At 47.2% G+C, this 12301-nt stretch carries 4 protein-coding genes and 1 pseudogene; 1 reads left to right on the plus strand and 4 read right to left on the minus strand.

What is annotated here, in order from left to right; genetic code table 11:
• Positions 1–8: 8 nt before the first annotated feature.
• The 4 genes from PSE6802_RS28795 to PSE6802_RS0112270 form a co-directional block, all read right to left on the minus strand.
• Positions 9–7391, minus strand: coding sequence for a SpvB/TcaC N-terminal domain-containing protein (locus tag PSE6802_RS28795; RefSeq protein WP_019500353.1), 7383 nt, complete (start codon positions 7389–7391; stop codon positions 9–11).
• A 291-nt stretch (positions 7392–7682) separates the two neighbouring features.
• On the minus strand, positions 7683–8114 hold the full coding sequence (locus PSE6802_RS0112260) for a hypothetical protein (RefSeq protein WP_019500354.1): 432 nt from the start codon (positions 8112–8114) through the stop codon (positions 7683–7685).
• 105 nt (positions 8115–8219) lie between these two features.
• Complete coding sequence (locus PSE6802_RS0112265; RefSeq protein WP_019500355.1) at positions 8220–10643, minus strand: FHA domain-containing protein; 2424 nt, start codon at positions 10641–10643, stop codon at positions 8220–8222.
• Between the two features lie 26 nt (positions 10644–10669).
• Positions 10670–11122 carry an FHA domain-containing protein gene (locus PSE6802_RS0112270; RefSeq protein ID WP_019500356.1) on the minus strand — a complete coding sequence of 151 codons (453 nt, stop codon included), beginning with the start codon at positions 11120–11122 and terminating at the stop codon, positions 10670–10672.
• 347 nt (positions 11123–11469) lie between these two features.
• On the opposite strand from PSE6802_RS0112270, the pseudogene PSE6802_RS28800 reads away from it, so the two are divergent.
• A pseudogene (locus PSE6802_RS28800) lies at positions 11470–12262 on the plus strand (transposase).
• Positions 12263–12301 lie beyond the last annotated feature (39 nt).

Raw genomic sequence — 12301 nt, forward strand, 5'->3', positions numbered from 1 at the left:
GCAATTCTCTATGGAGGAGTCCAATTTGCTGATGCCCGAGTAACATCACCAAATACTGTTTGCGCCTGCTCATGCAAATTTGCGCAATTAAGACACGTTGGTTTATCCGATCCGGATTTTTGTACCCTTAACTGTCTTTTTGCTGCAAAACGTTTTGCATGCGTCTCTGCATGAGGATAAGACGTTATGATTACAGTATGCCTGCCCGCACTTGATTGTACATTCTGTACATTCTTTACTGATATTTTTGCTGCGCGAACTACAGTTTGGAATACTGTTGAATCAAGAGATAGTTCTCCTTTCCCATTTGTTAAGGCTTTCCTGAAAATATTACCGCTGAACCACACTTTCAATCTGGAATTATTTGTCTTTATTTTAAAAGATACATTTCCAAGTCCCGCTACTCTTAAAGACTTTGTTTCCCCTGAGTTAATTGTTGTCTGCCTTTTGTTTGACTCCAACTCTTTCGATTTTAAAAATCTAAGTGGAAAATTGAAATTACGTTGACTAAGATTTTGAATCTGCTGCTGGCTAAATGACCCTCTACCATTAAGAGTGGCAATATAAGTACCGTTACTTAGTTCCGAAGTGGCAACGGTAGACTCAGAACGAAACCTAAGCTTCTTATGGATTTTTTGGGCATCCTGAATAAGATATTGAACAGTTTGGTCTTGGGGTCTTAAATATGTAAAGTTTGAAGTGCTTATGTTCATTCCTGTCAGATCGACAAAACTAGTGGGATTCCCCCCCACAAACGCATACACATTCAACCCATCCACCGTCCCCGCTGGGTCGGGATTCATCCACCGCCCCAACCAGGGCGCATAATACCGCGCACCATAGTAATAAAGCCCCGTACTATCATCCCGTTCCTTGCCGCTATACCGATACTCCTTCAACTTCACCTCCTTCTGATTCCTCCCCGCAATCAACGCCGTTCCCCCATAAGGAAAGTACTCCTCATAGCTGATAATCTGCGCATCATTATCCACCTCCAGAGAAACCGAACCCAGATGATTACCCAGTTGATAGCGCAGGCTTCTCGTTCCCGCTTTGTCAACTTCCCGTTGCGAATCATCCTGCTCCCAGTAATGGATAACGACACCCATCACGATCAGCGTTTGCCGCTTTAGAATAGTGGCTTCCCCATTCTGGGTTACATTTTTGATGAATTTCTCCTCATAATTACCTAAATACCTTTTCTCCTCTTTCCAAACGATCGCTCCACCATTTGCCATCCGCTCCGATACCTTGCGGGTTCGCATCTCATTACTGTCATAGGTGTAATAATTGCTATCATCCATCTCGTCAGGACGTTGGATAATTCCCACCTTCACTAAGTTATCGCAACAACTCCAGGTCAGGCTGACATTACTGTTAATCTTGAACTGTCTCATGTTTCCCGAATTGTCATAACTGACATCCTGAGCATCATTAACCCCATTGCCAGAGCGAATCGTTTTTAAGCGATTGGAATCGGGCATGATTTCCTGACTGCGCGTCCAGGCATTCGTTGCCCTATGAGCGGTTGTAATTAAATTTCCCGCCTCGTCATAGGTGTAGCTTTCCGTATAATTTTCCAGTTTATTGGCATCATTAACCAACGGCATAAACTTGCTCTGCTTAAAGTCTCCATCCTTCTCGTTATTCTTATAGGTCGCGCCATTGATACCTGGATGCTGCCTGCCGTTTGCCTCGATCAGACGATATAGCGCATCATAGGTATATTCAGAAAGCGGTTCTACCTTTTGATTGTTATAGAAAATGGTTTCATGCGACCTATCCAAAAGACGGGTAATATTCCCTACGGGGTCGTAGGTATAAGTAATATCCTGAAGCACCGTTGGGCGATCCTTCCCTGTAGCATCCTTGCCCAATCGCGTACTAAAAAGCTTAATTAAATGCAGCGTAGTATCTTCGTAGGTATAAGTTGTATTAACTCCATTTCCATAGGCAACAGCAACCCGTTGTTGATTCTGATTGTATTCGATGCGATTGATAATTGGCTGTAGTGTGCCGTCAGGGAATTTGACTGAAACCCGATCTAACAAACCGGATAGATTGTAGGTATTGGTGGTGATGGAACCATCGGGGGTAGTTTCTGTTATCAACTGTTGTAAAGCATTAAAAGCAAATTGATGCTTGTAGGGACTTTCTGTTTCTAAATTAACAACTGTCTCCCAGTTAATGTAATCTTTGTACTCCTGAGTAAACTGCCGCGTTGTTTCCAGTAATTGCCCTTGGATATTGTATTTGCCATTAATAATCTGCCCCGATTGATCCTGGTGTTGGTAAAGTTGTCCCCGCAAGTTGCAAGCCTGTGACTGCGGATGAGTTTCCCCATAGGTATAGGTTTCCACAATATTGTCAGTGGCAACCGTGCCGTCATTTTTAAGCCCTTTAATGCGAATTTTGGTTTTTCTTTGGAAGCGATCGTATGCAATCACCTGGTCGAAGTTCCTCGCACTTCTAATCCATAAAAAGCTGCCGAAAATATTGTTCAGACTTAGATCTAATCCAGCATCTGCACTATCTGTAGCAGCAGGATTCTCCTCACCCATTGCATATTGATATTTGAAATTATAATAAGCTGTGCCCTGAGTCTGATTGGCATGATAAAGGCGTGGATCGATGGACTCTATCAGTCTTCCCTGGGTATCGTATTTATGGTAGGAAGTCAAGCAGTTTTGCCTTAAAAGATCGATTATTTCTTCGGCAAATGGCTGAGCCATATCTGATATAAATGCAGGTTTGAAATCGCTGCTATAAGGTCGGAACTTACTCGTTACCCATGCCTGAGTATTGCCTTCTGCCTTGCTCAGATAACCCTTAGTAATTAAGAGATCCCAGACTGCCTTTGAGGTAATATCTCCACTGACAATATCTTTAAAAGCCTCCTCTGACACTGCTCCTAAATTGTTTTGAATTTCTAGAAAAGCGTTACCCATGCTGTCTAACACCATCATTTGCGGTGTATTGTAAAAGACTGCCGCTTTATCCAGGGCATCCTTTTCATTTTTTTGCTCTTCTGTGGGGTTGGCAGGATAGTTGTCTATAAATTTCTTGTAGTAGGCAGAGTCTTTGACCGTATCGTTCCGATCGTAGTGCTTGGTTTCCCAAGCAGTGAACTCTACCTTGGAGAAAAAGCTCTTGGGCGTATCTACTCTAATCACGCGCAACAAGGGATCGTAATGCATCACAGTGGGCGGCGGCACCAGTTTTTCGGCGACAATCTCCGACTGTGTTTCGTAGAGAGCCGTGTTAGAAAAATAAGGCAGGTACTGTTCAGCAGGGTTGCCCTTGTTGTTATAAACGGTGCGACCGGAAACCAGCCATCGTTGCAGAATTTCCCCTCGCACTGGCTGCCCATTCTCGTCTCTTTGTAAATTTCCTGCCTCGTCCCGTAGAATTGCTTCTCCCGGTTCCACTAACAGCTTTTGTTCAATCGCCCTGCCAAAACCATCCGCATAGCCCACAGAAACCTGAATAACAGATTGTTCTCCTGATTTGAGATCGCTGACATGAGTTTGCCGCACTAGACTGATATGATTAACGGGTTGCTGACGCTCTTTCCAAGCCAACAGGTCATAGTAGAAGAAACTCGTCGCTTTCTGCAAATAATCCGCCAGATTCTTGTCAAGTTCTTTGTCAGACAAGTTCTGAGCCAGGATCTTGTCAAAAGTCGCATCTATTGGGATTTTGAACTGGCTGAGATCCCCGTCGCCCTCTCTGGACGATCCATCAGTCGCCTCTTTAAAGATGGATGTCGCGATCGCCATCCCCAAAGGATCGAACAGGACTTGATGAATCACTCCATTTTCGTCTGTCAATTGCCAAGGTGCTAGATTATGATAATCGATGCTTGCCGTAGTGACATTCTTTTCTGTATCCGTGAGATAAGCTTCAGTCTTGATGGGTAGGAGATAGTAGGAATCATAGCTGACAATCATTTTCCCCTGCAGTCCATCAGCTTGTGCAGCTTGTTCTGCGAAGTCGTTTTTAGTTTGCCAAGATAGATAAAACCCTTCGAGCTTAAAATAATGTTGTACCAGCCCTTTATTCCACCAGTAGCCGTTATCTTCCTGAAAATATCCCCCGTCTCGACTGAGTATGGTCTGGTCTAATTTGTTGCCATAGACTGATTGCAGCCATTCATTGGAAAAAACAGCTTCTTGTTGATGGTGTAGTAAAGCCTGTGCTGTTATCTGTCCCAGAGGAAGCATTTGCTCTTGATGCTCATGCCAAAAATAGGATTGTTGCCATGAGATTAGGCGAGATTTTAGAGCATTGTCGCTAAATGGCACACCATAAGCGACCTGTTGCTTTAATGCCCCATTTATCTGTTCCTGAATCGCGTCAAGGCTGAAATATTGCTGCCCTTGTAAATCCAAACCATTGATTTCCAAGGCTTTCTGTTCATAAGGAACTCCGATCAGCCTGAAGGGTTCTGTTATCTCGATAAATTCCCCTAATTGGACAGTAGCTTTCAGTTGAGTCTGTTCTGGGTAAACAGTAATATTAGCGTCTGCCCGTCTGCCATAAGAAACACTACAAGCCTTTAAAACATTCCCGAAGGGAGTGATTTCCAAGACAAAATCGTGCTGGATGCGTGGATCTTGGTGATTGCGCTCGTAATGGTAGGTGAGGGTTTCCTGTGGATGGACAAAATATACCCCATATTTGTGGCTTCCCTGTGGTTGCAGCAACCTGACACGGTAATTCGTCTCCGAGACCGTATAGGGATTGCTTTGCAGCGAAGAATTATCGATCGCAAATACTTCCTCCCGCAGCACTGTCCCCTTCAACGCCCGAAAAGCCTCGCGCTGAGCGTCATCATCGGGTTTGCCGCCAGTATAGACAGAATAGTCAACCGCACTATCAGGCAACAGGTGAGCCTGCGTATCCCCTTGAAAATATTCTCGTTCGTACTGCCGCGACAGCGACCCGTTTTGTTGCCATGCGCCCGTGTGATACCAGGTTTTGGTCAAGACAGGAGGTACATCCGTAAGTTGGGCATTGGCTGACAGCGTTTCCGCATCCTGTCGCTCCACCATGCCAAAGCCGCGAAACTCCCGCTCGATGCCGTCGTAAAATCCGTGATGGTAACTGTACGTGCTGACCAGTTTGGTTTGAGAAATCAAGTCGAAACTTTCTGTCTTCTCTACTACGAGCACTGGGAATGGCAGATTGACGATCCAGGGAGTTCCTTTCTTCTTATCCGCCAGGTAAAACTTAGTCGAACTGCTATAAGTAATCGTGGATTTTGCGCCAAGATTGTTGTCGATCTCGTTCAAGAGATAGGGCTTTTGCGTCCCGCTGAAATCGTAACACCAATGGCGCGGTTCGGGATGGGTTTCGCTAAAGACCAAACAAGTCGTGCCATTGCCATGAATGTCCGCAAATTCAATTTGCGCTAACCTGTCCCACGTACTGGGCAGAGTAATGGATACAGGATCTTTGAAAGAATTGCCGCTCTGATTGAAAAATACCTCTACCCGATCCGGATAAACATAGATCAGATCGGCAGTTCCCGAACCATCGAGGTCTGCCAAAAACAGCCGCGAAGCATCCAGATCCCCTTCAAACTTGGGAGCGTTGTCTAATTGCACTGGCTTGCCAAACTTGCCATATCCCAGGTTGGGCCAACACTCAACCTTGCCATTGGTAATGCGAGCGAGATGCTGCTGCCCCGAACCAAGCAAATCGGCAAACTGGATGACTTCATTCGCCCCACTCTGTTTGGTCAGTGGCAGGTCATTGTTTTTGTCTCGCAGGCAGATCGACGGTGCCCCAAACCCATCCTTGCCCAGAGACGGATAGACCCAAATGCGATCGCTCTCCACGAGCAGGATATCCGCCAGTCCGTCCCCAGTTACGTCCACCAGATAGTTGTTTGGATTGGAGAAATCGTTGGGGAAGGCCGGAAATGTCTGAAAATTATTCCAGGTGCGATCGGGATTAGCTTCGTAATAGCCCGTACTGGCTGGAGTGCTGACTACGAGATCGAGTTGTCCGTCGCCCGTGAGATCCATCAAGCGCTGGTTAATTTTCTGGCGATCGCTCTCAATCGGCAAAGTGAGGGGAACCAGAGGCGGAGCATAACGCACCGTTGTTGACGTTCCCTGTCCATTCCCATCACCCTCCGGTTCCCAATAGAGGGTCGTTCTACCGTCGTTGTAGAGAATGCCCGGAATCCCCTCACCGTACAAATCGATTAACAAGTAATCTGGCGAAAGATTCAGTCCTGGCAAAGATTGACCGTTTCCTCCTAGTAATGGCTCAAAAGCCTGCTTATCTGGCTGGAAAGCAGTATATTTAAACTCCAATGGCGGCACACTTTTAGTTTGATATTTGCCGTTCTCATGGCGATAGCCCGTAGACGTAACCGCCGCCAGCAGCGTGAGATGAGAGTCTTCGGTATAGGTGAATTGCGTAGCATGGACGAGAACCGGGTTAAGGATAGCGTCGCTGCCCAACTCCTTGAAGCGGTGAAACATCAGGACATTGCGGCACAGGCGGTGGGTGCGAATTTCAAAACCCGCATGATAGGTCGAAAACGGATCCTGGCGACTCAGCCATTTTTGCACCGGGGTGTAGGGTTTGGCATTGGTCGCGTCGAGGTTGTACTCCCCATAATCAAACACCACCTCAAACATCCAATTGTCTTGAATTACCTTTCCTTCTTGAAAAGGTTGGACGTTGCCATACTTGATTGTTTTGATGTATTTGTTAGCCGACTGGGTGCGGTTTACCTCATAGATGGCATCAGCAGGTAAATTGTCATCGTTTTCCGATTCGTATTCATAGACAATGCGATCGCCCGTAGCCTCAAAAGTTTCAGAAAGCAGCCATTGAAAAATATGGGAATGGCTATCCGGATCGACTATTCTGGCGGTCTCGTCTTTGCCAAAAATACTGGTTATGTTATCTTTGCTGGTTACGCGCCAATAGGAATCTCCATCTGAGGCCGTGTTACACCAGTGCTCGATGCGGGCAAACAGTCCTTCTAAGCGAGGTTGGTAAGTAGTGACTTGATAGGTCGCATTGTTAGCGGTTTCGTGGCGCTGCCCTCCATCAATGGGAACCAGATCTTCAGCATTGGAAATCAGAAAGGTATCCGACTCATCGTATGTGGGAATCCCCTTCGAGGTTTTGCGGGAAATATTGGGAATAGACAGGCCAAATCCCAAGCCAAAAATCCCATTTCCTGCACCAGAACTGTACTCCACGCTCAGTTTTGGCTCAAAACCCCGACAGGGCGACGTGGGGATGGGGATAGACAGCGAGGCAGTTCCGGTAAACTCGTCTGACTGAAATGTTTCGCCGATCCCCTGAATCGCGCCTCCACCTTTTGGGAGAGAGACTTGAGTTGCCGAGATCTTGTTGCTCATTTGTCTACCTCTTCAGGATATGGGAATAGAGAAAGAAGCGCTACCCTACTTGCAAAAGCGTTGGAAGGGCTGCGTAACATCTTAATCTAAGGTATCCTAAAGAACAAGCTCCCACATCTGACAAATGTAATTTAACGATCGTTACAAATGTCATGCCGTATCTATAGCGGTTTTCAGATCGGAAGGAGTAGGGGGTTTGGGGGTGTTGCCCCCAAGAAGGGGTGAAACCCCTTCACCCCAAAAATAAAACCCGTTCTCAATTGAAAACCGCTATATTACATTTATGCCCCCCTATAACCACTGACCGCCGCGAAAGCGCCAGCGGGGAAAAACAATCCGCATGAGAGATTGTGACACGATATAGATCCCCAACCAAACGCAACTATAATGCAAAATAAATATGCCTAGATTTATGCCTAGATTAAAACTATCTAGCCCTGGCAATACTCTGCCGAACAAACTAAATAGAATTCCTAGGAATATTGCCTCCCAAACTCCAGCAGCTAGTTGATATACACCAGGCCAGTCGCGATCCCAGCGTCTTTTTTGGAGATAGTCATACAAAACATCCCAAAAAAAGACACCAAAAAAAGCGACATAACCCAAAATCCAGTAAAGCTTAGTATCGTTGAAGCCAAGAGCAAAGGGAATGGTAATTAAAACTCCAACCGTCGCGAGTAGGAGTAGTCGTGTTTGCCATCTGCCAAGAAGTGTAGGTGTCATTTTTTATTGGTGGTTGGTGGTTGGTGGTGGACGCAGGGGTTTACCATTTGTATGTTAATCTCTGCCTTAAACGAAAGAATTCGGTGCAAATGCTAAACCCTTACATTACGAAGGAGGTTTATTGAATACCCATTTCAGCCATTGTCCGAGGGAACTGAAGCCATTGAGATATCTCAACTGCGGTGCTCTCAGAGATACCAGTCGATCTACGGAAGTCAACGCGGCAAATTGCAAGCCGAGGAAACTATCAACGGCGGCGTATGGCCCACCCAGGGTGGGAGCGCCAGCAGCAAACATATATCCGCGATCGTTCCTCATCTCTGCGAGTTCAAAATCGTTGGTGACCGTAAGCCGACCGAGTCCGTTAATTGGTAGTTGGTAATGATCGATGAGATCGGCAAATAAGGGATTGACTTTCACTTTGGCATCTAAACCCGTGGCATCAATAATAAAGTCAGCTTCTAACTTGATTTCTCCTCTGAAACCGCGCTCGTGGATATAGGTAATCGTGCGTTTTTCAGGCGATTGTTCCACCCGCTCTACTTCTCCAAAGACGATTTGATACCAGCCCCGATCCAGTCCTTCTTGGACGATGCGCTTCCAGTCGCCGCGATCGGCGGTGGTAGTACCGCCCCAATCAGCGAGCAGTTCCTGGCGACGTCTGGGATCGGCGGCTTCCAACTCAACGCGCAGATCGCCGCTCCAGCAAGCTTTGGGCCAGTTGAATGGTTGAAATTCGTAGTGGTTTTCTACTTGACGCTGTGCAACACCATATTTGTTGCCTTGGGGCTTCGGCGATCGCATCAAATGCAATAGCGAAATGTTGGGATTCTTGCGCCTTGCCTCGTGGATGCGCTGCACGATCCGCGATGCTACAATGCCCCTGCCTCTAATCATGACCGTGCCGCCATGTTTCTCTAAATGGTTGTAGACATGATCGTGTTCTTCGTAGGCATTGACTACAGAGGTGAAGTCGTTCGTGCTGGTACGGTATTCTTGCAAATCTGGTAAAAACTGAATGGCAGCATAGCCAGGAGAGAGATGCACGTACTGGCCGATCCAGAAGCAATGCTTGCCCTGCCCCAGTGAAACGGCGATCGCATAGCGCCCATCCGTAGTCTTGCGAATTGCCAGAACGCGCCCGTAGCGGTAGGTTTGCTCCCAGCCAACGCGCTTGGTTTCGCGATCGATGGAATCAAATACATTGCCCGATCTAGGAGTGTAGGTTTCCGCCAGGGTTGGTTCTGCAAATACTTGCCAGAGATACTTCAAAGCTCCACCCATGTGGCCGCGTATGGCATCGTGCCAGGCTTCCCGTAGGGCGTAGCTGGGCCAACCCCAAATGTTATCGGGGCAAGAATCTGAATTTGAACGCAATCGTTCGTAGGCAGGGATTTGGGAATTAAGGCAAAGCCGTTGATAGCGGGCGTATGGTTTTGGTTCTAAACCGATCGCGGCGATTTTATCGGTAGATACACCATAAATTCTCAGTAAATCCGTCCAGATGAAACTCCCCAAGCCAGCCCCAACTGCGATATAGGTGGTTTCGTATACGGGCAGTCCCGTGGCGTAAAGATCTTGAACGATGACCTTTGGGATATAAAAGCTGGGTGGTGGAAATGCCTGCACGGTGGCTGGCACGCCAGTGACAGCTTGAGTCGCAGCTAGCTTGGGATCTGGCAACCCCGTAGATGGATTAAACAGGATAGTTGATGCGCCAGCGGACGAGCTTGCTTTGCCAGATTGAGTCTCAGATTGATTTAAAGATACCGTAATGTAGTAGGTGCCAATTTGAATGACATCGCCGTTAGCCAGGACTTGACTAGTCTGGCGTTGACCGTTGATATAAGTTCCACCCGAACTATTGCGATCGCTAATCTCAAATTGCAAGGGATTAGCTGGTGCGATATCGATCGAGGCGTGATAGCGAGAAACTTGCAGGCTATTAAACTTTAATTTAGTGACAGGCAAACCTCTGATTTCTGATGGCATGCGTGCCTCTTCTCTACCCAGGACAATTGGAGCCTGATATGAATGCTTCTGGAGTTCGCCTGTGGTGGGATCTTCCCATGAAAGTTGAATTGAGGGAATAACAGGTGGAGCAGGCTTGGAGATTGGAGCAGTTGCGTTTGCGGCTTGAGGCGAGCCGATTGGTGCCACTACTGTAGCAGCGGAAGTAGGGACGGAAAACGTAATTTGGATCTCAACGGTGCCAATTTGGATGCGATCGCCGCTATTTAAGGCAACACGACTTTGGCGCGCGCCATTAACAGCCACGCCGTTGGTACTGTTCTGGTCGATGAGGAGTAGGTTTTCAGTACTGCTAGGATCGAGGGCGATCGTGGCGTGATAGCGCGAAACCTGCCGATCGCTAAGCACGAGATGTGCTGTTGGCAATCCTGAAATTTCTGACGGGAGGATAGACGCATCCTTACCGATCGCGATCGGTGGGGTGAATTGCTCTTGCCTTGCTTCGCCAGTAGACGGATCTTGCCAATTTAGTTGAATTTGCCAATCAGCGGAACTCATTCGCACCTCTTACCTAATTTTTTAGCCTAATTTTTAATCGGGGGCATAATTACACTGGGAGCTGCTGCCAGCGATGTACCGCACCAGGGGCAGACTAACTTGAGACGATCGTAGGGAGAAACGCGCCCACATGCGACATTAGTACATTTAAGCCCGTACTGCTCGGCTGCGTGGGCGCTGGTCTTCGTCACTGTCAGCAATACCTGCCCCAAATAGATTTTGCTACCCTGGTGCAAAGGAGCTTCGCCCTGAACCAATCTCCTACGATCGACAACGGGAGGATTGCTGTCGCGCAGGTTACGCAGGTAAAACAGGCTATCTGCATCCCGAAAATAAATCATCGCATGTACCCCTGAAACTGTGGGGTGCGACAAAACTATATTGCAGCGGGCCGGATCTCGCCCGATGGTAGCTGATTTGCTCACCGTCTCGGTTTTTAGTGTTCCTGCCTCTTGCCATTCTAGGGTTATTTCACTCATAGTCTTGGTATTATGGCATTTTGTGTTAGTTTAGCGGATTTTCATGGGCTAGTATGCGATCGAGATCGCATGGGACATGGTTAATTTAATGCTAACAATGACCGGAGCGTTCTTAACATACCTGGACTCCTTAAAAGCTTCTGGTGGGGAGGAATTCGTGGATGGATAAATATCAGGTATTTGCGTTCCGAAAGTTAAGGATAGCAAATGGTTCTAGGTTGCCTTTTATAGCTATAGCCAACAGGCTTAGCCTGAATAATTCATAAGAAAGAAGAAAGAGAACAAAAAAAGAGCTTGAAACGATTTAGAATCAAGCTCTCTAGAATTTTTAGTACATTCATTTTGCCATGACAGAGTGTAATTCGGAACTGCCCTATGATTTTTACTCACGCCGAGGGCTAGTGGTTCGATTTTCAGGGCTGGAATTAAGTTCAGATGCAGGTATATTGCTTGCTCGTCAAGCGGAAGAACAAGTGCAAGTCTGTCTGGGGATATCAGAGTGTATTGAGGAATGGCGCGACCCCAGCAAAATCACGCATAGCCTGAATCAGTTGGTCAGCCAACGAGTGTATCAACTGGTAGGAGGATATGAAGATGCCAATGATAGTAACGTATTGCGGCACGACCCCATTTACAAAATAGCTTGCGAACGACTGCCAATAGCAGAGCAAGATTTATTGGCAAGCCAAGCAACGATAACGCGACTGGAGAACCATGTCAGCAAAGCGGAAGTGGCAGCGATGCGCCGCCGGATGGTGGATGGATTTATCCAGGGTTACAAGACTGCACCTGAAGAGATTGTGTTAGATATTGACGGCTGGGACGATCCGACGCATGGCCATCAGCAATTGAAAAGCAGATCGCCTCAGTTGCACTACCTTTATTGCCAATCAGTTTCGCTTGCTGCTTTCTCAGGCCGCTTACATTCTGACCATCGCCATTCGCCAAGCTGCGGCTGGAACTCAACTGGCAAACGCTCAGGTAGAGCGCCTCCGCTTGCTCCTGATTAAAGGAGCGGCCAAGGTGACGGTCTCGGCTCGTCGCGTTCTGGTGGAGTTGGCAACGTTCTGTCCTTTTGCCAAGGAACTGCGTCTGATTGCTCAGCGCTTATCCACATCCCAGACTCTGAAATTTGAGTAGCTCTTAGCCTGCATAGGATTAGTGTGTCCATTTGTAGTG

The sequence above is a fragment of the Pseudanabaena sp. PCC 6802 genome (assembly GCF_000332175.1).
Classification (GTDB): Bacteria; Cyanobacteriota; Cyanobacteriia; order Pseudanabaenales; family Pseudanabaenaceae; genus PCC-6802.

Coding starts and splice junctions, on each gene's coding strand:
- PSE6802_RS0112270 (WP_019500356.1), bottom strand. CDS start 11,122: ATGAGTGAAATAACCCTAGAATGGCAAGAGGCAGGAACACTAAAAACC.
- PSE6802_RS0112260 (WP_019500354.1), bottom strand. CDS start 8,114: ATGACACCTACACTTCTTGGCAGATGGCAAACACGACTACTCCTACTC.
- PSE6802_RS0112265 (WP_019500355.1), bottom strand. CDS start 10,643: ATGAGTTCCGCTGATTGGCAAATTCAACTAAATTGGCAAGATCCGTCT.
- PSE6802_RS28795 (WP_019500353.1), bottom strand. CDS start 7,391: ATGAGCAACAAGATCTCGGCAACTCAAGTCTCTCTCCCAAAAGGTGGA.